Source organism: Citrobacter sp. Cf118 (assembly GCF_030334095.1).
Taxonomy (GTDB): domain Bacteria; phylum Pseudomonadota; class Gammaproteobacteria; order Enterobacterales; family Enterobacteriaceae; genus Citrobacter; species Citrobacter freundii.
In genome coordinates this window covers 296,402-322,696 of record NZ_JAOWES010000062.1, presented here as the reverse complement: position 1 = coordinate 322,696, position 26,295 = coordinate 296,402, and the positions used below count along the sequence as shown (strand labels likewise).

Genomic DNA, 26,295 nt, shown 5'->3' with positions numbered 1-26,295 from the left:
TTCTGGAGTTCACGATGACAACGACAATTGCCAATAGCGACCTGCCGGTTGCGCGCCCTGCATGGGACAGCGCGCGCCTGCAATCCCGCATTGTTCACCTGGGATGTGGCGCTTTTCACCGCGCGCATCAGGCGCTGTACACCCATCATTTGCTGGAAACCACTGACAGCGACTGGGGGATCTGTGAAGTTAACCTGATGCCGGGTAACGACTGCGTACTGATTGAAAATCTGCGCAAGCAGCAACTGCTGTATACCGTGGCGGAAAAAGGCGCGGACAACACCGTGCTGAAAGTGATCGGATCAATGAAAGAAGCGCTGCACCCGGATCTTGACGGATGTGACGGTATTTTACAGGCGATGGCGCGCCCGCAGACGGCAATTGTTTCGCTGACGGTCACCGAAAAAGGCTACTGCACCGATGCGGCCAGCGGTCAGTTAGATCTCAATAACCCGCTGATTAAACACGATCTGGCGAATCCGACCGCGCCGAAATCAGCGATTGGTTACATCGTACAAGCGCTGTACCTGCGCCGTGAGCAGGGGCTGGCGGCTTTTACCGTGATGTCCTGCGATAACGTGCGTGAAAATGGGCATGTGGCGAAAGTCGCAGTTCTGGGGCTGGCGCAGGCGCGCGATCCGCAGCTGGCGCAGTGGATTGAAGCTAATGCGACTTTCCCGTGCACTATGGTCGACCGCATTGTTCCGGCGGCGACGCCGGAAACGTTGCAGGAGATTGCCGACCAGTTGGGCGTTTACGATCCGTGTGCTATCGCCTGTGAGCCGTTCCGTCAGTGGGTAATTGAAGACAATTTTGTCAACGGTCGTCCTGACTGGGACAAGGTTGGCGCACAGTTCGTGGCCGACGTGGTGCCGTTTGAAATGATGAAACTGCGCATGCTCAACGGCAGCCACTCTTTCCTTGCGTATCTGGGCTATCTCGGCGGCTATGAAACCATCGCCGATACCATGACCAATCCGGCGTACCGCAAAGCAGCGTTTGCGCTGATGATGCAGGAGCAGGCGCCGACGCTCTCGATGCCGGAAGGCACCGATCTCAACGCCTACGCGACACTGCTGATCGAGCGTTTCAGCAACCCGTCTCTGCGCCACCGTACCTGGCAGATTGCGATGGACGGCAGCCAGAAACTGCCGCAGCGCCTGCTGGATCCGGTGCGTCTGCACCTGCAAAATGCCAGCAGTTGGCGTCACCTGGCGCTGGGCGTGGCGGGCTGGATGCGCTACACCCACGGTGTGGATGAGCAAGGGCAGGCCATTGATGTTGTCGACCCTATGCTGGCTGAATTTCAACACATTAACCAACAGTACCAGGGAGCCGAGCGCGTGACGGCGCTGCTGGGGCTGTCTGGCATTTTTGGTCATGACCTGGCGGAAAACGCTGGCTTTGTGGAGACCATTATCGCGACGTATCAACAGCTATGTGAACACGGCGCACGTGAGTGCGTTGCAGCATTAAGCGCTGACGCATAACCTCCGAACTATGACGGGTCAATCAAAATATTGGTTTGGTTGACCCGTTTTCTGTTTTTGCCCTCCCGCAAATGCTATAGTTCGATACCTATTCCCCGTATCTGATTACACGCATCTGACGGACATAACACGATGAAATCGAACACTTCTCAGCAAAGACCCTACCAGGAAGTGGGTGCCATGATCCGCGATCTGATTGTCCAGACGCCGTACCAGCCCGGTGAACGCTTGCCGCCAGAGCGTGAAATTGCCGAGATGCTCAATGTCACTCGCACGGTAGTTCGCGAAGCGTTAATCATGCTGGAAATTAAAGGCCTGGTGGACGTGCGCCGCGGAGCCGGGATCTACGTGCTCGACAATGCGGATGCGCAGACTATCGACAGTACGGATGCAAATCATTGCAATGATGCGGGCCCGTTTGAACTGTTGCAGGCGCGACAGCTGCTGGAAAGCAACATTGCCGAATTTGCCGCGCTGCAGGCTACCCGCGAAGATATCGTCAAAATGCGCCAGGCGTTGCAACTGGAAGAGCGGGAGCTGGCTTCCAGCGAGCCGAACGGTTCTGAAAGCGGCGACATGCAGTTCCATCTCGCCATAGCTGAAGCCACGCATAACAGCATGCTGGTGGAGCTGTTTCGCCAGTCATGGCAGTGGCGTGAGAACAACCCGATGTGGATCCAGCTCCATAGCCACCTCGACGATACCCACTACCGGAAAGAGTGGATGGGCGACCATAAACAGATCCTGGCTGCATTAATCAAAAAAGATGCCCGCGCGGCCAAGCTGGCCATGTGGCAGCATCTGGAAAATGTCAAACAGCGTCTGCTGGAGTTTTCAAATGTCGATGACATTGATTTTGATGGTTATCTGTTTGATTCCTGGCCGCTGGATAAAGTTAACGCCTGATTTTCCTTCCTCTCATACGCGGGCTATTGCGGCCCGCACCGCGTTTTCCGCATCCTCATTCATTGCCCGGCAGGGCCGCTTTTCACGTTCTGAAAGTCACGTAAAAAATTGTTTCCATCGCCTCGGATGAACATTTTTTCGTCCCCTTTGTGCGGTGCAAATTGATTTAAATCAATTAAAAACAACTTATTTTCGCATGCGAAAAAATGTGTCATTTACCTTATTTTTACCTTTCCGTGCTTATTTTTAGACAAAATGGGTCTGGGTTAAGTGAGAATCAACGCGATCTCTGCAGTAATCAGGATAAGGTTTACCGGCATAACTACACATAAAAACAAGCGGTTCGCGTAAATGTAGACATTAATAACGGTGCGTAACTTATTGGTCATAATGATGTTTTGAGTTGTGATATGTCTAATGTAAATTCCTCATGTTTTTTTAATCAAATGAATAAAAGCCAATATGCGTAAAGTTAACATTACACATTATTCCATAAACAAGTTATCTTTCATTTGAAATATCGTTCCATTATTCATTGGTTTATTAACACTTTCATTACTATTATGACTGTATTTTACCGTTGACATGTTTTTACACTAACTGCATATTTCATCGCCATAAGCGTGTTATTACGTTCAGGAGTTGAAAATGCCATCTCGAGACTATCCCGATATTCGAAAACCCAGAGGGACCCGATCAAAAGATATGGTTCTTTTAAGTGCCCGTGTCGATACCTCTTTGTGGGAATATGTGCGAACGCTGGCATTTGAAACCCGTAAAAGTAAACAAGATATTATTGCTGAAGCATTAATGTTGCATCGCTCAGTTAATGAGAGTGAAAGTCTCGAGTAATTATCGCTGTCCGGTTTTGATTGAAAATCCAAAAATGAATTATGTCTTGCCACTTCATTATTACCTTCATTGGTATTTTTTTGGTGTGTTATTGGTATTGCCCCTTAATCCATAGGGGACTTTTTTATGCAGGTATTCTGCCTGCATAACAAAGTTGATAGCCAAATTCACAATTAAAAGTGAGTAATAACATGAAAAAGTCAGTAGTGGCATTAGCTGTAATGGCATTAGGGGTAACCTCCGTTCATGCAGCGGAAATTTATAATAAAGATGGCAACAAGCTGGATCTCTACGGCAAAGTAAAAGCAGCCCATTCCTGGACTGATGGTACTAATGCTGATGAAACCTACGCACGTCTGGGTTTTCGCGGTGAGACGCAAATCAACGATCAACTGACCGGTTACGGGCAATTTGAAAGTCAGTTTGATGCCGCTAAAGCAGAAGGTTCGCAGAATGGCGTTAATACACGTCTGGCGTTTGCTGGCCTGGATTATGGTCATGACGTCAGTTTTGACTATGGTCGCAACTATGGTATCGCTTACGATGTGGGAGCTTATACTGATACTCTCTCAGAGTTCGGCGGTGACTCCTTTGAAAATACTGACCGCTTCCTTACTACACGCACTTCTGGCGTTGCAACACTTCGCACCAAAAATCTGTTCGGTGCCGTTGATGGTCTGAATGTTGGCGCGCAATATCAGGGTCAGGACGATACCAATAAGGATCCGACGAAACAACACGGCAATGGCTACGGCTTCTCCCTGGGTTATGACAACATTGCGGATTCTGGCATATCTGCAATTGCGGCCTATACCAACAGTTCTGTGACTGCTCAGCAGAAACAAAAAGGTTGGAATGGCGAAAACGCAGAGTTCTGGGGCGCGGGTCTGAAATATGATGCTAATGCTATCTATGTAGCGACTATGTACGGAGAGTCCCACAACCTGATTCAGGATGCGGACAAAGCTGAGCACTTTGAAGCGATGGCCGCGTATGTGTTTGATTTTGGTCTGCGTCCAAACGTGGCTTACGTCCACGCGCGTGATAACAACAATAATGACCTGACCGAATACGTCGCGCTGGGTACAGATTACTACTTCAACAAAAACATCGTGGCTGATGTAGGTTACAAGATTAACCTGCTCGATGGTAAAGACAGCGATAACCAGGTTGCTGCGGGTCTGACCTATCAGTTCTAACTTTTTGTTCTGGTATGAAAAAGGCGTCCTGGTTAAGACGCCTTTTTTTATATCTGCCGGCGTTTAAACCGGCTGACTCTCTTCCTGCTGTACACCGCTAAACAGCCATTGCCAGATGCCCACTTTTACCCATGCAACCACGCAGAGAATCAGATAAAAAAGTGGATTATGCGTAATGGTAACGCGCATGACCTCCATTAAATCCACATGCAAATTTCCGGCAATGGCCATATTGATAACAAAAATAGAGGCTATCGCGCTGGCCAGTAAAATAAGTATGGCATGTAACTTTGTTATCTCCGGTAACCTGCCAGAGGCCCATTGCCATAAAAATGTTGTTGATAACAGAAAGATAATAAACAATCCCAGTGCGCCAAACAGGCCAAAGTCTTTATAATCTTTTATCGTGCCAATTAAACCCGCCAAAATAATTAACCCCAGTAATATTTTTTTAAACCACAACATGTATTTTCCCGAAGATAGTGTTGATGTTGAATTAATATGTCCATTTTTACGCATTTTAAATTGATTTTATAAATGAACAGGCGGGAATTATAAATTGTCTGGCGGGTAATTACCGATTATTTTAGGTTTATTAAATGTTGACATTTAATTGCGGACTAATCCGAATATACCTTCTTTAGACGATTGCCGGTTATACCCTTTTTGGCGAGGCGAAACGTTGTTTGTATAATTGCGTGAGGCTGATAAGTGCCGCAATCAACAACGCGACGGCGCCGCACACCGTGGCGTTAACGATCGCCAGTGCGCCGCTTCCCAGCAGGCTGGTTAATAGCGGACCAAGTATTTGCCCAATGCCGTAAGTCAGAGTGACCAGGCCCAGCAGATTAATATTGCGCGGTACGCTAAGTTGTCGGGCAAGCGGCATCACCAGTGAAGTGGTTCCCATAAACGTTGCGCCAAAACCCACGCTGCTTATCACCAGCAGCGGCAAAGAGCCGCTGGCGAGCGTCATGAGCACGCAGGCGCTTTGAATCAGCAAATTCGCCGTCAGGCATTGCAATACTCCCCAGCGTCGGGCGGCCCACAGCCAGGCGAAACACCCCGGAATTATCGATATGCCGACCAGCGACCAGAGATGGGCAGTCAACAGCGGCGAACCGGCGCTTTTCGCCATTAGCGGCAGGTAGGTGGCGACAATGATGTAGCCAAATCCGGCCAGCCCGTACAGCAGCGCCAGCAGCCACCAGGACATAGGCTGATGCTCTGTTTTTACCGGGGCCGCGGCGGGGAGCACGTGGTCGCGAGATGGCAGGAGTATAACCAGTAGCACAAAGAACAGAGCCGAGGCTGCCGCCGCGCCCAGCCAGAGCGTGTGCGAGGACAGCGCAAAATGCAGACCGCTAATGACATATTCATTGCCCAGCAAAATGCCTGCGCCAACGCCGGAGAACAACGCCGCGATCACGAAGGGATGCCGGGTATGATGCAGAACGATCATCGAGCCAAAGATCATCATACCGGCACTGGCGACGCCCGCCAGAAAGCGGATCAGCATCACCAGTGCGGGCTGCGTAAAGCTGGCCATCGCCAGAATCAGCCCTGCGGTAGCGAGCGCGGACGTTAGCAACATTGGACGTAAGCGTGAGGGAAGATGAAAGAGCCCAAAGGAGAAGAGCAGACTTCCCGCCAGATACCCGGCGTAGTTGGCGCTGGCAATCCACGAGAGTTGGTCAAAGGTAAATTGACCTTCTGACAGCAGCACCGGCAGCATTGGCGTATACAGAAAGCGCCCAATCCCCATGCCCAGCGTTAAGACCAGCATGCCAAAGAGCGCGACACTGATGGCATGGCGATTTGAATCTGGGCTTCCCTGGGACATACGGACTCTCATTTCGCGCTGTTAGCTGATAATTGTTATATTACATGCGTAAATGATAATGAAAAGTAAAAATAAAATGACTCAGAATCTTTCTCCTTAAAAATTCGCCAGCGTCAGCAGGGACGGAATTTGCGACAACAGATATAACACCAGCCCGATTGAACCGCCAACCAACGTGCCGTTGACGCGAATAAACTGCAAATCTTTACCGATGTTTAACTCAATTTGCTGCGACATATCGCGAGCATCCCAACTTTTCACCGTGTCGCTAATATGGCGCGTCAGGAAGGTGGCGAACTCCGGGGCAACTTTATGCGCGGCCTGCTCCAGATGCCCATTTAGTGAGGCACGCAGGGCGCTGTCGGCTACCAGCGTTTCGCCGAACCACTGCCCGGCGCTGGCGATGCGCTGCTTCACGCGGGAATCATCTGCGTTAATGTCGGTTTTCACCCACTGACGCAGGTCTGCCCACAGCTCGCCAAGATAACGGTTGAAGGCTTCATCTTCCTTCAGATAGCTTTTCATGCTTTCGGCCCGCGCGGCCATCTCCGGATCGTGTTTGAGCTTATCGATGAGCTTAAATGTAGCGCGATCGAAGGCATGGCGGATCTGATGCGCGCGATCGTGGCTGATGTCATCCAGCAAGGAGTTAACGGCATCAGACACCAGCTCGGCGCTGTGTTCGCCCAGCCATTCGGTTGGCAGGATCTTCGCTTTCAGCGGATGTTCGGTTTCCAGCCAGTGCACTACTTGTCTGGCGATAAACGCTCGTGAGCTGTCGCGCTGTAGCAGGGCGATCAGTTGGGCGATCAGCGTATCGAGCAGCACCTGATGGCGATTGTTTTTGGTCATGCTTTCCAGCATCAGCGCGCTGGTTCCGGAGAGATCGACTTTGTCGATGGCCTTGTGCACCGCCCGCTTGATCAGCCGCTGAATGCGCGAGTCGTCGGTCAGTTCGAGAAAACCGCTCATGATCTGCAACAGATGCTGGCCGATGCGCTGGGCGTTTTCCGGCTGGCTGAACCAGTTGCCGATCAACAGCGCCGGTTCATGGCGGCGGATCAGGGCTATCAGCGACTGGGTATCGAGGAATTTCTCTTGTACAAACTGACCAAGATTTTCGCCGATCCGATCCTTATTGCGCGGGATAATAGCCGTGTGTTGCGAGATAAACGGGATCGGCACCCGGCGAAAAAGCGCCACCACGGCAAACCAGTCCGCCAGCGCGCCAACCATCGCCGCTTCAGCGATCGCTTTGATCCCGAGTACCCAGAAGTTGGGCGGCAAAAACAGCGTGATGACGAAGGTCGCGGCAGCGATCAGCAGCAATGAGAGCGCCAGTCGCTTGGCACGTTTGAGTTCAGCAATTTTATTCATAGGCTTAAGGATAGAGCCAGACGGGGGGATCGCGCAAAAATTGTGGTGCGTCTCCCATTTTCAGGCGGGAAGCATTTATCCAGGGATCCAGTTATCCCACGCCGGTAAGGGACCAAGTTCTGCGACCAGAAAATCGATAAACGATCGCACCTTCGGATTGCTGTACTTGCTGGGAAAGTACAGCGCATACAGGGCATGAGTTTCACAGGTGATGGTGCCGTCGAGCATCAGCGGCGTGATCTCCTCTTTTTGAATATGATCACCAATCAAATAAGTGGGCAAATATGCCACCCCCTGATCTTCTAGCACCGACTTCAACAGCACCAGACTGCTGTTGGCCTGGATCGGCATATGTAGTTTCAACTGATGCAGCCGATCCTGTTCATCTGCCACCTTCAGTACCGGCGTGAGGCCCGGGTAAACCAGGCAATCATGATCTACCAGATCGCTGCGACGCTGGGGCATGCCTTTTTTAGCGAGGTAGCCGGGTGAGGCACAGTACGCCCAGCGAACAGGCACCAGCTTGCGCATCGCATAGTTTTGCGGCGGCGCGATGGAAATTCGCAGGGCAATGTCGAAATCCGTTTCGTTCAGATTGACGAAGTTATCGTTGAGATCGATATACAGATTCACATCCGGGAACTGGGAGCGGTATTTATCCACCAGGTTCACCAGCCGGGAATAACCAAACGCAATTGAGCAGGTTATGCGTAATTCACCCTGCGGGCTGTGGTAATAACCGGAGGTGGTATTCAGCGTTTCATCGAATTCTTTCAACAGCTTATTAGCGCGGTTGAAGAGATATTGCCCGGCGTCGGTCAGGGTAATACTGCGGGTGGTGCGTTTAATTAATGTCGTGCCTAACGTATCTTCCATCGCTGCCAGGCTTTTGCTGACCGCAGACGGCGAGACGTTGAGCTGCGCCGCGGCTTCTGACAATCCTCCGCAGTCGACGATTTTAGTAAAAAACTCCAGATGCTTGAGTGAAATCGGCGTACTCATAATTTCCTTAAATTCACAAGTGATTTGCAAAAACGGTACGAATAGGCCGTTACATTCGCCTTTTAAACATGCAACTATTGAATCACAGGAAACAACTTGCTGGCAAAATGAAAAAATAACAACTTAGGTGAGTTACGTCACAAATTAAAAGGAGGCGAAACGGAAACTCATCACATTGTGAATTTAATCTCATTAATTATTATTCTAAAGGTACCGATTATGTGGTCACGACTCGAACCCTACAGATCGTCGATTATTTTATTAGTTGCTCTGGTGATTGGCGGCTTATTAGGTATTTATGCCCCATCGTTTGCAAGTAAACTCCAGCCAATAGGTCAGATATTCTTAAACCTGTTATTTATGATTATTGTGCCGCTGGTGGGGATCAGCGTCATGTCTTCGATCGCCAGTATGACCGACCTGAAAAGGCTGGGGCGTATTATGGCGATTATCTTTATTGTTTCGATCGCGATGGCCTTTATTCCGGCGGCCGGGATCGTCGCGCTGGCGCTCTGGTATAACCCGGCGCAGGGCGTCACTATCGATCTCTCGCAGTCGGTGCAGGCGGGCAGCGGCAAGATGGATTTTGTCAGCATGATCACCACCAGCGACTTTATTGGGCTGTTCTCTAAGTCCAATATTCTGGCTCTGATCGTGATGGCGATCATCGCCGGTGTGGCGATTGGTCAGTCGGATCAGGCCGGTAAACGTATTGCGTCGCTGCTGGAAGACGCCAATACCGTGATCATGAAGATCGTTTCGATCATTATGAAGGTCGCGCCGATTGGTCTGGGCTGCTACTTCGCCGCCACCATGGCCAGTCAGGACTCTGCACTATTGTTAACCTTTGCCCGCGCCATCGGCCTGTTTATGGTTGCCACGCTGGTCTATTTTGTTTTTGGCTCGATTCTCTATTCGTATATTGGCGGCGGTATTCCGGCGGTCAAAGCCTTCTGGAGTAACGCGATTGAACCGTCTGCAACTGCGCTGGGGACCTGCTCTTCGCTGGGGACGCTCCCGGTGACGCTGCGTGCCGGTAAGGCGATGGGGATTAACCCGGAAATCGTTGATGTTTCCATTCCACTGCTGGTTAACCTGAACAAAGGCGGTGTGGCGATGATTGCCGCGCTGAAAATCGTCTTTATCTATTCCGTGCTGGGGATGGAATTCACCACCGAAACCTTCTTCCTGACGATGCTGATTGCGGTGCTCTCCGCCATTATCGTTGGTGGCGTGCCGGGCGGGGCGTTCCTCGGTGAAATCTTTATCGTTACCACGCTGGGCCTGCCGATGGAAGCAATCCCGATGCTGGTGGTGCTGGGCACCATTACCGATGCGCCGGCCACACTGATTAACGTTATCCATGATTTGAATGCGGCGCAGATTGTTGAACGGTTCGCTGGAAAAAAGCAGACCAACACTGAAATAAACTCTACTGCTGCGGTGGTATAGGTTTCACACGGATTAAGAACAGGAGATGTTATGAAAGACGCAATGAAGCTTGAGACGCAACTGGTTGTTGCTGGTCGTGACAAACGCTACACCCAGGGAGCGGTGAATCCGGTTATCCAACGTGCCTCTTCACTGGTATTTGATACCGTGAAGGACAAGAAATTTGCCACCGCCAATCGCGCAAACGGTGAGCTGTTTTACGGTCGTCGCGGAACCTATACCCACTTTGCCTTCCAGAAGGCAATGAGCGAACTGGAAGGCGGCGTTGGCTGCGCGCTGTACCCATGTGGTGCTGCGGCGGTGACCAACGCGATTCTGGCGTTTGTTCAGGGTGGCGATCATATCCTGATGACCGGCGCGGCCTACGAGCCAACCCAGGATTTTTGCAATAAGATCCTGAGTAAATTCAATGTGGAAACAACGTATTACGATCCGCTGATTGGTGCAGGTATCGTCGATCTTCTGCGTCCGGAAACGAAGGTTGTATTCCTTGAGTCACCAAGTTCTATCACCATGGAAGTCCAGGACGTGCCGGGGATGGTTAAGGCTATCCGCGCGGTGAATCCGGAGATTGTCATAATGATCGACAACACCTGGGCGGCGGGTGTGCTGTTCAAAGCGCTGGATTATGGCGTGGATATTTCCATTCAGGCGGGAACGAAGTACACCATCGGTCATTCGGACGGCATGCTGGGCACGGCGGTGTCTAACGCCCGTTGTTGGGATCGTCTGCGCGAGAACTCCTATCTGATGGGGCAAACGCTGGATGCCGATACCGCCTACAACGGCAGCCGCGGATTGCGTACCCTGGCGGTACGCCTTAAGCAGCATCAGGAGAGCAGTATCCATATTGCTCGCTGGCTGTCGGCAAGACCGGAAGTGGCGCGGGTGAACCATCCGGCGTTACCGGAATGTCCGGGCCATGAGTATTTTCAGCGTGATTTTACCGGAAGCTCAGGCCTGTTCTCATTTGTGCTGAAAAAGAGACTCACCGACGAACAGATGGCGAATTTCCTCGATAATTTCTCGCTGTTCCATATGGCCTATTCGTGGGGTGGATTTGAGTCGCTCATTCTGGCGAACCAGCCGGAAGAGCTGAACAGCATTCGCCCGGCTGGAGAGGTGGATTTCAGCGGCACGCTGGTCAGGGTGCATATTGGCCTGGAGGATATTGGCGACCTGATTGCCGATCTCGAAGCGGGATTTGCACGCATTGCTTAAGATGATGTGAGCGTAGCCGGATGCGGCGCAAGCGCCTTATCCGGCCTACATAGTTGTCGTAGGCCGGATAAGCGGGCAGGTTAGTTTTCAGTGGCTAACGTCGTTGCCTCATGTTGGCGTACCCGTTTGAGTAAGCCTGCCAGCGTGAACACGACAGCGAGCCCCGCCGCAACCGCCAGCAGATGAAACGAAATCCTGCCACCGTTAAACCATAGCCAGCGTCCAATTTCGACAGAAACCGCCATCACCGTCAGGATCACCATATTCAGCGATGCCGAGACCGTTCCTTTAGGTAAGTTGTTGGAAAACAGCGTAAAGCGGAACAGCGTCGGGAAGATCATCCCAATACCAAACGCATACAGGCTGGTTCCCAGCACCGACCACAGCCAGACGTGCGGCCACAGTAAATTGCCGACAATCAGCACCGCCAGCCCGCTCAGCTGTATAGGTGCGGCCCGCCAGATAAAGCGTGGTCGGGTCGGATCTTTCACGAAACGAACCACCACCATATTGGCGACGATCACTGCGCCAAACACCGGGGCCTGTGCCCAGGCAAACTGCGATGTAGTCATGCCGCCCGCATCAATCAGTATCACCGGTGAGACCGCCACCCAGCTCATCATCGGGATATAGCTTAGCGATAGCGTGGCTGCGCCAAACAGGAATACCCGGTTGCGGAAAACGTCGCGGAAATCACGCAGTACGCCGCGTGCACTGAACGGTACCGCGCCGCGCTGGACGGTTTCCGGCATGGCTAGCATTAACCCAATCAGGGCGATAAGCCCCATGACGGCAATGATGGCAAACAGGATCTTCCAGTGTACAAAGTGCAATAGCGCCGCTCCGGAGAGCGGGCCGATAACCGGTGCAACCAACACAATGGAAGTGATTATCGCCATTAACTTAATGGCCTTCGTTTGCCCAAACGCCTCCTGCACCGTGACATAGCCAACGGTCGCGATAAAGCAAATGCTGGTGCCCTGCACAAATCGGGCGATCAGAAATTGCGTCATTGAAGTAGTAAACAGTGTGGCAGCGCAGGCGAGGGTAAAGATTAACGCCCCCGCAATCAGCACCGGTCGACGGCCAATCCGGTCGGAAAGTGGCCCCAACAGCCATTGCAGCGCCATGCCGCCTGCCAGATAGAGGCTCACCGCAGCGGGCGCCAGGCTGACGTCGGCGTTGAAATCGCGTACGACATTAATGATGCCGGGCTGAATCAAGTCCGTCGACAGATAGGCTGCGAAATCATACAAAATCAACGCAATAGGAAAAAATAACGTTGTGGCGCGTTGGGAGAAAAACGCGAGAATCCGTTGCATAAAACAGCTCCTTGTCGGGAGAAAACCCTCAACGGGAATAGCGAAATTCAATACCGTCTTTGAGACGTCAGGCCGATGACAGAATAAAAGCAGACTGCAAATGTACTGAATTTCATGTAATCAAAAACGCTGCCTGCGTGAAGCGCAAACAGGAGAAACGCTCACTAACGCGGGGTCAGAAAACGTAACGATTACAGGTAACAATCAGCACATCGCACCTCAGGAAGAGTAAGTTGAACGGGTAATAACCATCCGCAGTGTAATGCGGATTGGATATTAATTAAACGAGTTTATCCTGTTTATGTGTAGAAAATCGCACTGCAAATCAGACTACGATGCTCTGCAAAAACCGCAGCGCGATAGCACAACCGAAGATAATCAATACACCGCCAGCGATACGCTCTACCCACAAGATCCCTCTGGTTAACCGCCGCTGGATCTGCGGTAAACCGATGAACATCACGATCAGCAGATCCCAGAACAGCACCACGCTGGTCATCCAGATCCCGCTCATGGTTTGTTGCAGCAGCGTCACCGACGGGCCGAGCAGGGCGGTCATTAGCGCCAGATAGAACAGTGCATTTTTTGGGTTAAGCAGTGACGAACCCAATCCCAGCAGCAGCTGTTTACCAAATCCTGGACAGGTAGACCGGGCATCCGCTCCGGTCAGAGTTTGCGGGCGGCTGCGTATCAGCAGGCTGCCTATCCACAATAAATAGAGCGCGCCCAGCAGCTCAATAATGGTAAACAGCAGGGGAAGCTGGCGCAGGATCCCCCAACCGATAATTGCCAGCAGGATATACAGCCCGTTGCCGATAGCGATCCCCACGCACAGCCCGGTGCTGCCGCGCATCCGGTATCGTACGGCATAACCGACCAGTAAAAAGAAGTCCGGACCGGGGCTGAGTAGTGCGACAAAATGTGCCAGCGCCAGCGCGGGAAAAGCAGACGGAAAAAGTAAAGAAAGCAGCGACATAGCGACCTCAGACAATGAATCTGAGATCACCGTACGCCTGACGCAGCGCTAATTATTGTCTGATATTGATCGCCCCAACGCGTACTGGCGCGGTGTGGCGGCGGTGTAGCGAACAAAGGTGCGATGGAAATGGCTCTGGTCGGCAAACCCGCTCTGATAGCCGACATCGGCAATTTCGTCCCCGGCTCGCAGCCGCTGGCGGGCATAGTCAATCCGTATGATGTTCAGATAACTTCCTGGCGTCAGCCCGGTGTCCTGCTTAAAGGTACGGATCAGCGTTTCTTTACGCATGTGACACTCATGTGCCAGCTCATCGAGTGAGGGCGGAGCCTGCAGGTTGGACTGCAACCGTTCGCGCAGATACTGGCTGGCGGCGCTTAGGTTTTCCGGTGCTACCGATTGCAATGGCAGCGAACGCAGCAATGCTTGTGCGGCATCCGTTACCCGCGTCGTTTGCCGTTGCTGCATAAGTGCCACGAGGTTTACATAGCGCTGGAACAATTGCCGATCGCGGATAACACGATCGCGCGTGCAAAGCCGCTGATTGTTGTTCTGTGCAGGCAGATGGGCAAGGCACCACCGGGCATCAAGATAAAGCATGTGATAGCTGCGAAACTGTCCGTTAACAGGATTACAGCTGTGAGGTGCCAGCGGCGGGATCACAATCAGATCGCCCACCTGCAGATGGTATTCCTTGCCATCGCACAGGCAGCACGTTTCCCCCTCGAGAATTGCCCCAATCGAGAGCTGAGAGTGGTGATGCCGCTTATAGGCCTGCAGGCTTTGCCAGGTGCTGCGCAGTTCCAGCCACGGGAGCAGTTCATCACGCCAGAACGATTGTGGAATATCCCGGGTGTGCGTCACATCGCGTCCTCCCTGAAAGTAATGATTCGTTATAGCACAGGCCGAGTGGTGAAAAAGTGGGAATGTGCATTGAGATAGCGATTCTGCGTGACGGGTTCCAGACAAATGCAGAAGTTACATAGGGACGTTTTTATCCCGGAAATCGTCTCGCAAACAGAGAAAGTTGCAGGTGAGGGTGTGGCTTTGCGGCGCTACAGTCATGGCATCTTATTTCCAGGTGACGGATCGCCATGAACAAAGCGCCGACTTCCACACCGCATGATGCGGTTTTTAAAACATTTTTACGTCACCCTGAGACTGCACGGGATTTTCTGCAAATACATCTTCCTGCCTCTCTACGTGAACTTTGCGATCTTCAGACGCTGAAACTCGAGTCAGACAGTTTCATTGAAGAGGATTTACGTGCGTACTATTCCGATGTGCTGTGGTCGGTGAATACGACAGAAGGGGATGGATATATTTATGTGGTGATTGAACACCAAAGTACACCGGATGCGCATATGGCATTCAGACTGATGCGCTATGCAGTTGCGGCCATGCAGAAACATCTGGATGCCGGACATCAGCAGTTGCCGCTGGTGGTGCCGATGCTGTTCTATCACGGCGCTAAAAGTCCGTACCCTTATTCGCTATGTTGGCTGGACGAGTTTGCCAACCCGAAGCTGGCACGTCAGGTGTATGCTGCGGCGTTTCCGCTGGTGGATATTACGGTTATCCCAGATGACGAAATTGTGCAGCATCGACGCATGGCGCTGTTGGAGTTAATCCAAAAACATATCCGTCAGCGCGATCTTATGGGGCTTGTTGAGCAAATTGTTTCCCTGCTACTTACGGGAGTGACTAATGACAGCCAGATAAAGACGCTGTTTAATTATATTTTGCAAACTGGCGATGCACCTCGCTTCAGTGAGTTTATTCGTGGGGTTGCTGAACGTTCACCGCAGCATAAGGAGCATTTAATGACGATCGCAGACAGATTGCATGAGGCTGGATTTCAAAAAGGGTGGCTTGAGGGTCTGCAAGAGGGCCAGCAAAAAGGTAAGCAGGAAGGTAAGCAGGAAGGTAAACAAGAAGGTAAACAAGAAGGCCTAATCGAGGGGCGACGTACTGAGGCGTTGCGCATTGCCCGCACCATGCTGGCCGACGGTACTGATCTCAGCACGGTGCAAAAAATTACCCGACTTTCCGTTGAAGATATTCAGGGCGTAAGCCATTAGAAATGACCTAAACCGTGCAATCGCCAGCCCGGTAGCACCGGGTGGTCTGATTTACTCTATCGCCACCTTTACCGCTTCCCCGAGTTTTTGCATCACTTCCCGATGCTTCTCGTTTGGCGGCAACGCGCAGTTGATGCGTACGCAGTTGCGATACTTTCCTGATGCGGAGAACAGCGAACCCGGCGCAACCTGGATTTTGAGGCGACAGAGCTGCTTAGCGACACAGACCATATCGACCTGGTGCGGCAGCTCGACCCACAGCATAAAGCCGCCTTTCGGTCGGGTGACGCAGATCCCGCAGGGGAAGTATTCCCGTACCCAACAGGTGTAGATCTCCATATTCCGCTGGTAGATCTGACGCATACGGCGAACATGCCGATGATAATGCCCCTCGCGCACGAAAGCGGCGGCCGCCAGCTGCGTAACAGGAACGTTAGTGCCGATGACGGCATATTTCATATGCAGAAATTTATCGTGATAACGACCGGGAATAACCCAACCGACGCGCAACCCCGGCGCCACGGATTTGGTAAATGAACTGCACAGTAGCACCCGACCATCGCTGTCCCAGGAGTGTATTGTGCGCGGACGGGGATATTCCGTGGCAAGCTCTCCGTACACATCATCTTCAAAAATAACAATATCGTGCTGCTGGGCGAGGGCGAGGACCGCCCGCTTACGTGCATCCGGCATAATAAATCCGAGGGGATTATTGCAGTTAGGAACCAGAATCACCCCTTTAATCGGCCACTGATCCAGCGCCAGTTCCAGCGCTTCAATGCTGATCCCTGTATCCGGATCGGTTGGGATCTCTATAACTTTGATCCCTAATCCGCGTAGCAGCTGCATCGTGCCGTAATAGGCGGGCGATTCTACGGCGACGATATCTCCTGGCTGGCAGACTGCCAGCAGCGCCAGTGACATCCCGCTCTGACTCCCGCTGGTGATCACAATATCATCCGCATTGATGACCGAACCTCCGTCCAGCATGAGCCGGGCAATCTGTTGACGCAATTCGCGACAGCCTGGTAATTCATCGTAGCCCAGAACCGCCTTGAGATTATGCTGCGCCACGCGACTTAGCTCGCGCCAGAGCGGCTTCAGGCTGGGTTGATTGATATCGGGCACGCCACTGCTAAAAGGGATTATCGATTTGTCTGCATGACCTGCAAGCATGTCCAGCACCTGATCCCACTGGGTTATCTCAACTGGACGCTGGACCGGGCGTGACATCAGCGGCACCGGCGGCTGTGCTTTTTGTGGTGCGACAAAATAACCGGAACGCGGCTGCGGCGTGATCAGCCGTAATTGTTCCAGCGTCTGATACGCCTGCTGGACGGTGCTGATGCTGACCCCGTGCTCCTGGCTCAGGCTGCGTACCGAAGGCAGTTTTTCGCCATGGCGATACAGACCTTGCTCAATGCGTTCGGCCAGCAGATTGGCCAGATGTTGGTAACGCGTCATGCTGTATCCCTCATGGGTACCATACAGATTAATAAACCAGTACAGATTGGCGTGAAAAAAGCGATGCAGAACTCTTTTTAACCAATCTGTATGTTAAATAAAAGTACTTTGTGAGTCTGTATTGTTTTGGGCCAAATCCGTGAAGATAAAGCCTCTGGCAAGGCGGGGAGGCAAGGTATGGAATTTCACGAGAATAAAGCAAAACAGCCGTTTATTGGGTTTGTACTGATCTGGCGGGCATACAAGGCGTGGCGGCTGCGAGCGCAAACGCGGCGCCTATTGCAACAGATGAGCGACGAGCGGCTGCGGGACGTCGGGCTGCGACGCGATCAGGTGGAGTGATTTTCTTTCATCGGCAGAGGCTGGGGGTTATCGCCCGGCCTCTTTTGTATTCATGGTATTTATCAATTCATGCTTCTGAATGATGTGTTTCTTGATACTTACCATGATAAGTATTATTTTCTTCATCAGCGATGAGGGGAAGGATACATGACTGAAGATGAACTGTTTGCCCGCCGCCCGATGGGGATGCGCATGGCAATGGTGGTGCGCCAGTGGCGGGCCATTATTGATGCAGCCATTACCGACACTGGCCTGACGCAGTCAAGCTGGACGGTATTGATGCAGCTGTATCAACTGGGAGACAACGTCTCGGTCAGTGAACTGGCGGAGGTGCAGGGTATTGAACTGCCGCCGCTGATGCGCACCCTCTCACAGTTGGAAAAGCACGGCTATCTGCTGCGTTCCACATCGCCTTATGACAAACGCATTCGCCTGCTCACGCTGACCGAGCAAGGCCGCGCAAGGCTGGAAGAACTAAACCGGGTGATTGAGAACTATCAACATCGCGTTACGTGTACCATCCCTGAAGCGGAGCTTGCCGCCTTCAGCTCGACCTTAAATCAACTCGCCTGCAATTTGCGGACAATCCGCGAAGAAGACAATCAACACTAAAAAACTATGATGACCCCAGAACAAAAATTTGCCCGTTGGGTAAGGGTGAGTATTGCCGCTTTCCTGGTTATATTCGCCTGGTTTATCGTTGCCGATATCTGGATCCCGCTAACACCGGACTCCACGGTGATGCGTGTGGTAACGCCTGTTTCCTCACGCGTATCCGGCTACGTCTCGCAGGTGCATGTACATAACAATAGCCAAGTGAAAAAGGGCGATTTGCTGTACGAACTGGATCCGACGCCGTTTATCAATAAGGTCGAGGCTGCGCAAATCGCCCTTGAGCAGGCAAAGCTGAGCAACCAACAGCTGGATGCGCAGATCGCCTCTGTGCGTGCCAACCTGCGCACCGCGCAATTCAACGCCCGGAACGACAAGACCACCTTTGACCGCTATCAGCGCCTGAGCACCATGCAGAACGTGTCGCAAGCCGATCTCGACAAGGTGCGCACCGCCTGGCAAACCAGCGAGCAGTCGGTGTCGGCGCTCAATGCCAGTATTCAGAACCTGCTGATTCAGCGCGGCGAGCGCGATGAAAACCGCAACGTGACGCTGCAAAAATACCGTAATGCACTGGACGAGGCGCAACTGAACCTCGGCTGGAGCAAAGTGTATGCTCAGACCGACGGTACGGTGAGCAACCTCCAGCTTAGCCCCGGACTTTACGCCACTGCCGCCACGCCATTGCTGGCGCTGGTCAGCCACCAGACCGATATCGTGGCCGACTTTCGCGAGAAAAGCCTGCGTCACACTAAAGTGGATACCGATGCCGCGGTGGTGTTCGACGCCATGCCGGGCAAGGTTTTCTCTGCTCGCGTCACCAGCAGCGATGCCGGTATTTTGGCAGGACAGGAGCAGGTTAACGGCCAGCTGTCGCAACCGGAACAGTCTACCCGCTGGGTGCGCGACGCCCAACGTATGCGTATTCACGTCGCGCTGAACGAACCGCTCGACACGTCGTTGCCGACCGGGGCGCGCGCCACGGTACAGCTGTACAACAGCGAGGGGATGTTCGCCCGCACCTTTGCCGGGGCGCAGATCCATCTCGTTAGCTGGCTGCATTATGTCTATTAACACCCTGGCCCACGTCTTTACGCCGCACGGGAATATTGTCTACACTGCCAATGATTTTCGCCAGACCCTGCGTATCTCGGTTGCCGGGACAATCGCGCTGAGTATCTCGACCTTTTACAACGTGCAGTACGGCGTGTTCTTTGTGGTTTATCCGCTGATGCTGCTGTCGCTGGTACCGGTGTTCAACCGCCATGTGGCAAAACAGTTTGTGTTCAGCGCGGCGGTGAATTGCGTCGAAATGGTGCTGATTGTCGGCTATCTCTCACAATGGCCGCTGATTATGACGCTGGTGGTATTTGGCTTGTACGTGATGCGTTTTCGTTTGATGAGTAAAGGGCCGCTGTTTCTGTTCGGTTCAATGGGCGTGGTGTGCCAGAGCACGATGCTCAACTTTATGAGCTATCCCAACACCAACTGGCATACGCTGATGTTCTCCAATATGGAGGCCTGCGTCATGGCGGTGGCGCTGAGCGCGCTGCTGCATTATCTGATCCCGGACGTGGAACACCGCCAGCCGCCGCCGCGCATTGAAAAAGATGATGCTCGGGTTCGTCACGAGTCGCTGCTTTCCGGTTCGGTGGCGACAATGATTTTTGTAGTCTTTCAGATTTGCGACTTGAGCGATTCGCTGTCGGCGCTGATGGCGGGCGTTTTGATCCTGTTTCCGATGCATTATCGCGGCGCGGTGTTGAGCTCTCTCTGGCGCGTGGTCGGCGTGGTTCTGGCTTGTCTGTACATTCTGCTGGTGCAACTGCTGGTGTATGATTTCAGCAACCATATGCTGTTGATGATGCCGCTGATTGGCCTCGGGCTGGCGTTCAGCGCCCGCCTGCATGTAATGGAAAAAGTCGGTGCGGGCGTGGGTTTTGCCAGTATCACCACCATCGGCATTATGTTCGGCCAGAACCTGCATCCGGATCAGGACCTGGTATTCAGCGATCTCTACCGCATCACTTCCGTTACCGTCGCGCTGCTGGCCACGTTAACGATGGTATTTCTGGTGCACCGGATATTGAACTGCTTTGCGGCGACACGATTTGTGATCACCGAGTGAGTGGTTGGAATGCCGGATGGCGGCTGCGCCTTATCCGGCCTACAAAAAATCTACTTCTTCAATCCCGCAAACGCGGCTCTGATCTCGTCTTCCGGCAGATTAATACCAATAAACACCAGTTGGCTGTACGGTTGTTCGTCGCCCCACGGGCGGTCCCAGTCGGCGCTGTATAGGCGCTGGACGCCCTGGAACAGCAGGCGGTTTGGTTCGCCTTCAATCCACAGCATGCCTTTGTAGCGCAGCAGCTTCTCGGCGGATTCCAGCAATAGATTTTCCATCACCCTGGACACGTCGCTGATGTTCACCGGGTAATCCAGCTCGACGACGATCGAGGAAATATCGTTTTGTTTGTCGGCGATAAAGTGGAAGCGCGGTTTGGCGCTGACCACGTTCTCTTCCAGCATAAAACCGTTGGTGTCGAACAGTTGCGAAAGGTCGATATCGCCATGCGTGACGGTATACACCGGGGCGCGGGCGTTGATGCGCGCCAGGCGCTCACGCAGTTTTTCGCTTTCACCTGCTACGTCGGTTTTGGTCAGCAGGATGCGGTCGGCGTAGCCTACCTGCGACTGGGCAATGGTGAACTGGTTCATCTGCTCGTCGGCATGCACCGCGTCAACCAGCGCAATCACACCGTCCAGCAGGTAGCGTTCGCAAATTACTTCATGGGAGAAAAAGGTCTGAATAATCGGGCCGGGATCGGCCATGCCGGTGCATTCGATCACCAGACGGTCGAAATTGATGGTGCCTTTGTCGAGGTTGTCGAGCAGATCGAGCAGCGCGTCTTCCAGTTCGCTCGAACGGGTGCAGCAGATGCAGCCGTTGGTCAGGGTTTTGATCTGTGTTGCGCGATCGCCAATCAGCTGATCGTCCACCGAGACTTCGCCGAATTCGTTTTCGATAACGGCAATCTTGTAACCGTGCTGCTCGTTGAGAATATGGCGCAGCAGGGTGGTTTTACCCGCGCCAAGAAAACCGGTGAGTAGGGTAACTGCAATCGGGGTCATTCACTTCTCCTTCTAACAGCAACTGCTTCCGCCGCTACCGTAGCGGGCTTCCTGGCGCTCGCGGAAGAATTCTTCGTAGGTCATGTACGGCTTATCGGGATGGTTGGTCTTCATGTGCTCGACGTAGTTGTCGTAGTCCGGAATGCCAATCAGCATCTTTGCCGCCTGACCGAGATATTTTTTTGCCTGACCTAAAGTACCAAACATTCTGCCGTCCTGTTAATGAATAAAGCCGGATGGCGGCTTGCGCCTTATCCGGCCTACATACTCCACATTTTGTAGGCCGGATGAGCGCAGCGCCATCCGGCAATTACGGCTTAATGATGTGAAGAGGTTTTCACGCCGCCTTCCGGCACCGGTACATACGGTGTCTCTTTATCAGATCGACCGTCGATGGCGCGGGCTTTCTGCCAGGTACGGAACCCGTAGAAAATGATGCTGTACACCACCACCAGGAACAGAATACTCAAGCCTGCGTTGGTGTAGTTGTTGACGACGATGTGGTTCATGTTGGCAATCTGTTGAGCGGTCAGTTCGCCGCCGTTAGCAATCTTCTCTTTGTACTGATTCGCCATGAAGAAGAAGCCTTCCATCTGCGGGTTGGTGCTGAACAGTTTCAGACCCAGCGCCCAGGTGGTGCAGATAAGCAGCCATACTGCCGGAACCACGGTAACCCAGATGTATTTGGTGCGTTGCATTTTAACCAGCACCACGGTGCCGAGAACCAGCGCCACGGCAGCCAGCATCTGGTTAGAGATACCGAACAGCGGCCACAGGCTCTTAACGCCGCCCAGCGGGTCAACAACACCTTGATACAGCAGGTAACCCCACAGGCCTACGCAGCCCGCAGTACCAATGATACCCGCAACCAGAGAGTCGGTTTTCTTCAGGAACGGAACGAAGTTACCCAGTAAATCTTGCAGCATAAAGCGGCCAGAACGGGTACCGGCGTCCAGTGCGGTCAGGATGAACAGCGCTTCGAACAGGATACCGAAGTGGTACCAGAAGCCCATGTCAGCCATCGGCAGCACTTTGTGGAACACGTGGGCGATACCAACGGCCAGCGTCGGTGCACCACCTGCGCGGTTCAGAACGGACGGCTCGCCGATGTCTTTCGCGGTTTGCAGGATCTGCTCAGGTGAAATCACAAAGCCCCAGGAGCTGACGGTTGCCGCTGCGTGTGCGGTAACGTCTTTCAACTGCGCCATAATAAGTGGGGCGTTCTCACCGCTCATTTCATGCAGGTTCGGCATGGTGATGCCAAGGCCAGCAGGCGGGGTGTTCATTGCGAAGTACAGACCCGGTTCGATGATGGATGCAGCAACCAGCGCCATAATCGCCACGAAGGATTCCATCAGCATCGCGCCGTAACCAATGAAACGCGCGTCGGTTTCACAGGCCAGCAGCTTCGGTGTAGTACCGGAAGCGATCAGCGCGTGGAAGCCAGATACCGCACCACACGCGATGGTGATGAACAGGAACGGGAACAGAGCGCCTTTCCACAGCGGGCCAGTACCATCAACGTACTGGGTCATCGCCGGCATTTTCAGTTCCGGGTTGAGGATAACAATCCCCACCGCCAGACCGACGATAACGCCGATTTTCAGGAAAGTAGCCAGATAGTCGCGCGGGGCGAGGATCAGCCATACCGGCAGCAGCGCAGAGATAAACGCGTAACCGATCAGGGTAAAGGTAATGGTGGTGTCTTTAAAGGTCAGCGCCGGGCCCCAGTACGGGTCGTGCGCAATCACGCCGCCGAAGTAGATGGAGGCAACCAGCAACACAATACCAATCACCGACACTTCGCCCACGCGTCCTGGGCGCAGGAATCGCATGTAGATCCCCATAAACAGCGCGATAGGTACGGTTGAGCAGACGGTGAACACACCCCACGGGCTTTCAGCCAGTGCTTTCACCACGATCAACGCCAGTACCGCGAGGATGATGATCATGATTAAGAAGCAGCCGAACAGCGCAATGGTTCCCGGCACCGGGCCCATCTCTTCTTTGATCATCTCACCCAGAGATGCGCCGTTACGGCGAGAAGAGATAAACAGCACCATGAAGTCCTGTACTGCACCGGCCAACACTACGCCCGCCAGCAACCACAGCGTACCAGGCAGGTAGCCCATCTGCGCGGCCAGTACCGGCCCAACCAGCGGACCTGCACCTGCGATAGCAGCAAAGTGGTGACCAAACAACACGTTACGGTTGGTTGGAACGTAGTTCAGACCATCATTGTTGATGACCGCCGGCGTGGCGCGCGTCGGGTCAAGTTTCATCACCTTTTGGGCGATGTACAAACTGTAGTAACGATAAGCCACCAGATAAACAGAAACTGAGGCGACTACGATCCACAGGGCACTAATGTGTTCACCCCGACGTAATGCCACTACCGAGAGGCAGAATGCACCGATGATTCCGAGAATCACCCAGGGTATGTGCTTGAATATCTTTTTCGTATCCATAGTAAAACCTGGTATCTAATTAATAATTGGCCGAAGCCGCGTGGGTTAGATCTTGTGTTTGAGGAGGTTATTTGACTGCTATGTTGGGGGGATCTTGCCAGAGAATTACGCGCGTAAAGTAAGGTAAATAAGTGAGCGGTTGTATGTCAGCTTAAGCGGTCCCAAGTGTCAGCGAGCGGTAAGCGGTGGGGACTAACGGGTATATTTATGTGATTGAGATCACTAATAAACCCGCTTAGCGCTTTGGCAGACGGCGTAGATCGACGAATCGTCGATGCTGAGATCGATTCAACTAGCACAAATTTCATAAAGTTTTCCCTTTCCAGGCCGAAAATTCTGACATCTGTCTAGCGGAAAGAGAAAACATGTTAAAACGTATGAAGATTGTTACCAGCTTACTGCTGGTATTGGCGCTATTTGGCCTTTTACAGCTCGCCTCGGGCGGCTTGTTTTTTAACTCACTTAAGAATGACAAAGAGAACTTTACCGTTCTGCAAACCATTCGCCAGCAACAGTCTGCGCTGAACGCCACCTGGGTTGAACTGCTGCAAACGCGTAACACCCTGAACCGGGCAGGCATTCGCTACATGATGGATCAGAGCAATATCGGCAGCGGCGCGACCGTTGCCGAGCTGATGCAGGTGGCGAGTACGGCGCTGAAGCTGACGGAAAAAAACTGGGCGATTTACGAGTCGCTCCCGCGCGATCCGCGCCAAAGCGAAGCCGCTTTTCAGGAGATCAACCGCACCTATGACATCTATCACGGTGCGCTGGCGGAGCTGATCCAGTTACTGGGTGACGGGAAGATCAATGCGTTCTTTGATCAACCGACGCAGAGTTATCAGGATGGTTTTGAGAAGCAGTATATCAATTACATGCAGCAGAACGATCGCCTGTATGACATCGCGGTGGAAGATAACAACAGCTCTTACAGCCAGGCGATGTGGGTGCTGGTTTGTGTGCTGATCACCGTTCTGGCGGCGATTATTGCGGTCTGGTTTGGTATCAAACTGACTCTTATTTCCCCAATGAACCGTCTGATTGACAGCATTCGTCATATCGCCAGCGGCGATCTGGTGAAGCGTATTGAAGTGGAAGGTTCCAACGAGATTGGGCAACTGGCGGAAAGCCTGCGTCACATGCAGGGTGAGCTGATGAACACCGTGGGTGACGTGCGTAACGGCGCCAACGCGATTTACAGCGGGGCCAGCGAGATTGCGATGGGCAATAACGATCTCTCCTCGCGTACCGAACAGCAGGCTGCATCTCTGGAAGAAACCGCAGCCAGCATGGAACAGCTGACGGCAACTGTGAAGCAGAACGCCGAAAACGCGCGTCAGGCCAGCCATCTGGCGCTGAGTGCGTCGGAAACCGCGCAGAAAGGCGGCAAAGTGGTGGACAACGTGGTGCAAACCATGCGTGATATCGCTTCCAGTTCGCAGAAGATCGCTGACATTATTAGTGTCATCGACGGCATTGCCTTCCAGACCAATATTCTGGCACTCAACGCCGCAGTAGAAGCCGCACGTGCGGGCGAGCAGGGCCGTGGATTTGCGGTGGTGGCGGGTGAAGTGCGTAACCTGGCCCAGCGTAGTGCACAGGCCGCGCGCGAGATTAAGAGCCTGATTGAAGACTCGGTCAGCCGTGTGGATGTCGGTTCAACGCTGGTTGAAAGCGCCGGTGAAACCATGGATGAGATCGTTAATGCGGTAACCCGCGTGACCGATATCATGGGTGAAATCGCCTCTGCTTCTGATGAACAGAGCCGCGGTATTGATCAGGTTGGTCTGGCCGTTGCCGAGATGGATCGTGTGACGCAGCAGAACGCCTCGCTGGTGGAAGAGTCCGCCGCTGCCGCTGCCGCGCTGGAAGAGCAGGCCAGCCGCCTGACTCAAGCCGTTGCCGTGTTCCGTATTCAGCATGACCAACAGCGCGCGCGTGACGTTGCGGCCGCTAAACCGGTTTCAACGGTCCAGCCGCGTAAAGCCGCGGTAGCGGATGCCGGGGATAACTGGGAAACGTTCTAAGTAAGCATCAGGCGCATGGCGCAGCGTGATTCATACGCCAGTCCATGCGCTGCTTCCTCTTCTCTTTTCTGGCGCAACTTTGCAGGCAGCGTCTCTTCAGCCAACATTTCAAATCCCAGACGCGCGTACCATGGCGCATTCCACGGCACATCGCGGAAGGTGGTCAGCGTGAGCGATGTGTAACCTTTCTCGCCCGCCTGTTCGGCAACATAGCAAATTAATCGGCGGCCAATTCCCTTTCCCTGCCACTCCTGATGCAGCGACAGTTCCGCAATAAACAGCGATGAATCCAGCGTTTCGGCGACTAAAAAGCCGACCGGATGCTCATCGGCCTGCGCCAGCCAGCTCAAGCCAGTGGCGGCAAATGCCTGATGCTGAGCAGCCGATATAATCTGCTCATCAGCAATCCACGCCAGTTCTGGGATCTGTAAAAAACGTTGCCCCGCAGATCGTTCGATGGCGGGAAGAGCGGCTGCGTCTGCCAGAGTAGTAGCGCGTAAGGTGATGTTCATACGAGGAGCATAAC

24 protein-coding genes are annotated in these 26,295 nt (G+C 53.1%); 12 read left to right on the top strand and 12 right to left on the bottom strand.

From position 1 onward, the window contains the following. Positions 1 to 14 precede the first annotated feature (14 nt). The 4 genes from OGX67_RS06330 (at position 15) to OGX67_RS06315 (ending at position 4,447) form a co-directional block, all read left to right on the top strand. Positions 15 to 1,490, top strand: a complete 1,476-nt coding sequence (locus OGX67_RS06330) for a fructuronate reductase (RefSeq protein ID WP_061548391.1) — start codon at positions 15 to 17, stop codon at positions 1,488 to 1,490. A 132-nt stretch (positions 1,491 to 1,622) separates the two neighbouring features. Then, on the top strand, positions 1,623 to 2,396 hold the full coding sequence (uxuR, locus tag OGX67_RS06325; RefSeq protein WP_003033268.1) for a Uxu operon transcriptional regulator: 774 nt from the start codon (positions 1,623 to 1,625) through the stop codon (positions 2,394 to 2,396). 648 nt (positions 2,397 to 3,044) lie between these two features. Next, positions 3,045 to 3,248 (top strand): hypothetical protein, encoded by a 204-nt coding sequence (locus OGX67_RS06320; protein ID WP_008322159.1) that lies wholly within the window; start codon positions 3,045 to 3,047, stop codon positions 3,246 to 3,248. 191 nt (positions 3,249 to 3,439) lie between these two features. Beyond that, a complete protein-coding gene (locus OGX67_RS06315) occupies positions 3,440 to 4,447 on the top strand; it encodes a porin (RefSeq protein ID WP_008322158.1) in 1,008 nt (335 codons plus the stop codon). A 63-nt stretch (positions 4,448 to 4,510) separates the two neighbouring features. On the opposite strand, the gene OGX67_RS06310 is transcribed toward OGX67_RS06315, so the two are convergent. From OGX67_RS06310 to OGX67_RS06295, 4 genes are all read right to left on the bottom strand, one after another. After that, a complete protein-coding gene (locus OGX67_RS06310; protein WP_257651274.1) occupies positions 4,511 to 4,966 on the bottom strand; it encodes a hypothetical protein in 456 nt (151 codons plus the stop codon). 136 nt (positions 4,967 to 5,102) lie between these two features. Further along, complete coding sequence (locus tag OGX67_RS06305) at positions 5,103 to 6,290, bottom strand: MFS transporter (RefSeq protein WP_257651273.1); 1,188 nt, start codon at positions 6,288 to 6,290, stop codon at positions 5,103 to 5,105. A 96-nt stretch (positions 6,291 to 6,386) separates the two neighbouring features. Beyond that, positions 6,387 to 7,667 (bottom strand): DUF445 domain-containing protein, encoded by a 1,281-nt coding sequence (locus OGX67_RS06300; RefSeq protein WP_044699088.1) that lies wholly within the window; start codon positions 7,665 to 7,667, stop codon positions 6,387 to 6,389. 75 nt (positions 7,668 to 7,742) lie between these two features. Beyond that, positions 7,743 to 8,669 (bottom strand): LysR family transcriptional regulator, encoded by a 927-nt coding sequence (locus tag OGX67_RS06295; RefSeq protein ID WP_268043164.1) that lies wholly within the window; start codon positions 8,667 to 8,669, stop codon positions 7,743 to 7,745. A gap of 219 nt (positions 8,670 to 8,888) precedes the next feature. Between OGX67_RS06295 and OGX67_RS06290 the strand changes: the two genes are divergently transcribed. Together OGX67_RS06290 and metC are read left to right on the top strand one after the other, a co-directional pair. Beyond that, a complete protein-coding gene (locus tag OGX67_RS06290; RefSeq protein ID WP_136397524.1) occupies positions 8,889 to 10,121 on the top strand; it encodes a dicarboxylate/amino acid:cation symporter in 1,233 nt (410 codons plus the stop codon). A gap of 30 nt (positions 10,122 to 10,151) precedes the next feature. Continuing rightward, complete coding sequence (gene metC, locus OGX67_RS06285) at positions 10,152 to 11,342, top strand: cystathionine beta-lyase (RefSeq protein WP_003019195.1); 1,191 nt, start codon at positions 10,152 to 10,154, stop codon at positions 11,340 to 11,342. An 80-nt stretch (positions 11,343 to 11,422) separates the two neighbouring features. Here the strand turns inward: metC and mdtM are convergent, their stop codons facing one another. From mdtM to OGX67_RS06270, 3 genes are all read right to left on the bottom strand, one after another. Next, entirely contained in the window at positions 11,423 to 12,664 is a 1,242-nt protein-coding gene (gene mdtM / locus OGX67_RS06280) for a multidrug efflux MFS transporter MdtM (protein WP_257651271.1), read from the bottom strand. 325 nt (positions 12,665 to 12,989) lie between these two features. Further along, positions 12,990 to 13,640 carry a LysE family translocator gene (locus OGX67_RS06275; protein WP_257651270.1) on the bottom strand — a complete coding sequence of 217 codons (651 nt, stop codon included), beginning with the start codon at positions 13,638 to 13,640 and terminating at the stop codon, positions 12,990 to 12,992. A gap of 48 nt (positions 13,641 to 13,688) precedes the next feature. Continuing rightward, positions 13,689 to 14,504, bottom strand: a complete 816-nt coding sequence (locus OGX67_RS06270; protein ID WP_057063846.1) for an AraC family transcriptional regulator — start codon at positions 14,502 to 14,504, stop codon at positions 13,689 to 13,691. Between the two features lie 230 nt (positions 14,505 to 14,734). Between OGX67_RS06270 and OGX67_RS06265 the strand changes: the two genes are divergently transcribed. Continuing rightward, a complete protein-coding gene (locus OGX67_RS06265) occupies positions 14,735 to 15,721 on the top strand; it encodes an Rpn family recombination-promoting nuclease/putative transposase (RefSeq protein WP_257651269.1) in 987 nt (328 codons plus the stop codon). A 51-nt stretch (positions 15,722 to 15,772) separates the two neighbouring features. Here the strand turns inward: OGX67_RS06265 and OGX67_RS06260 are convergent, their stop codons facing one another. Beyond that, the gene (locus OGX67_RS06260; RefSeq protein WP_016149495.1) at positions 15,773 to 17,185 is read right to left on the bottom strand and encodes an aminotransferase-like domain-containing protein; all 1,413 of its coding nucleotides are present in this window, start codon (positions 17,183 to 17,185) and stop codon (positions 15,773 to 15,775) included. A gap of 177 nt (positions 17,186 to 17,362) precedes the next feature. Here OGX67_RS06260 and OGX67_RS06255 point away from each other — a divergent pair, with 177 nt between their 5' ends. The 4 genes from OGX67_RS06255 to OGX67_RS06240 all read left to right on the top strand — a co-directional run bounded on the left by OGX67_RS06255 (position 17,363) and on the right by OGX67_RS06240 (position 20,267). Then, entirely contained in the window at positions 17,363 to 17,527 is a 165-nt protein-coding gene (locus OGX67_RS06255) for a DUF1127 domain-containing protein (RefSeq protein WP_003019180.1), read from the top strand. 147 nt (positions 17,528 to 17,674) lie between these two features. Beyond that, entirely contained in the window at positions 17,675 to 18,139 is a 465-nt protein-coding gene (locus OGX67_RS06250; RefSeq protein WP_003019178.1) for a MarR family winged helix-turn-helix transcriptional regulator, read from the top strand. 6 nt (positions 18,140 to 18,145) lie between these two features. Beyond that, complete coding sequence (locus OGX67_RS06245) at positions 18,146 to 19,213, top strand: HlyD family secretion protein (RefSeq protein ID WP_257651268.1); 1,068 nt, start codon at positions 18,146 to 18,148, stop codon at positions 19,211 to 19,213. Continuing rightward, positions 19,203 to 20,267 carry a DUF2955 domain-containing protein gene (locus OGX67_RS06240; RefSeq protein ID WP_071696551.1) on the top strand — a complete coding sequence of 355 codons (1,065 nt, stop codon included), beginning with the start codon at positions 19,203 to 19,205 and terminating at the stop codon, positions 20,265 to 20,267. The genes OGX67_RS06245 and OGX67_RS06240 overlap by 11 nt, the downstream gene beginning before the upstream one ends. Before the next feature lie 50 nt (positions 20,268 to 20,317). Here OGX67_RS06240 and yjiA read toward each other — a convergent pair whose 3' ends face one another. The 3 genes from yjiA to btsT all read right to left on the bottom strand — a co-directional run bounded on the left by yjiA (position 20,318) and on the right by btsT (position 23,742). Further along, positions 20,318 to 21,274 (bottom strand): GTPase, encoded by a 957-nt coding sequence (gene yjiA / locus OGX67_RS06235; RefSeq protein ID WP_032948466.1) that lies wholly within the window; start codon positions 21,272 to 21,274, stop codon positions 20,318 to 20,320. Positions 21,275 to 21,286: 12 nt separating this feature from the next. After that, complete coding sequence (locus OGX67_RS06230) at positions 21,287 to 21,481, bottom strand: YbdD/YjiX family protein (protein ID WP_003830038.1); 195 nt, start codon at positions 21,479 to 21,481, stop codon at positions 21,287 to 21,289. Between the two features lie 110 nt (positions 21,482 to 21,591). Beyond that, positions 21,592 to 23,742 carry a pyruvate/proton symporter BtsT gene (gene btsT / locus OGX67_RS06225; RefSeq protein WP_003019158.1) on the bottom strand — a complete coding sequence of 717 codons (2,151 nt, stop codon included), beginning with the start codon at positions 23,740 to 23,742 and terminating at the stop codon, positions 21,592 to 21,594. A gap of 365 nt (positions 23,743 to 24,107) precedes the next feature. On the opposite strand from btsT, the gene tsr reads away from it, so the two are divergent. Beyond that, complete coding sequence (tsr, locus tag OGX67_RS06220; protein ID WP_003019155.1) at positions 24,108 to 25,769, top strand: methyl-accepting chemotaxis protein; 1,662 nt, start codon at positions 24,108 to 24,110, stop codon at positions 25,767 to 25,769. Here tsr and OGX67_RS06215 read toward each other — a convergent pair. Further along, a complete protein-coding gene (locus OGX67_RS06215) occupies positions 25,766 to 26,281 on the bottom strand; it encodes a GNAT family N-acetyltransferase (protein WP_257651267.1) in 516 nt (171 codons plus the stop codon). The genes tsr and OGX67_RS06215 overlap by 4 nt on opposite strands. Positions 26,282 to 26,295 lie beyond the last annotated feature (14 nt).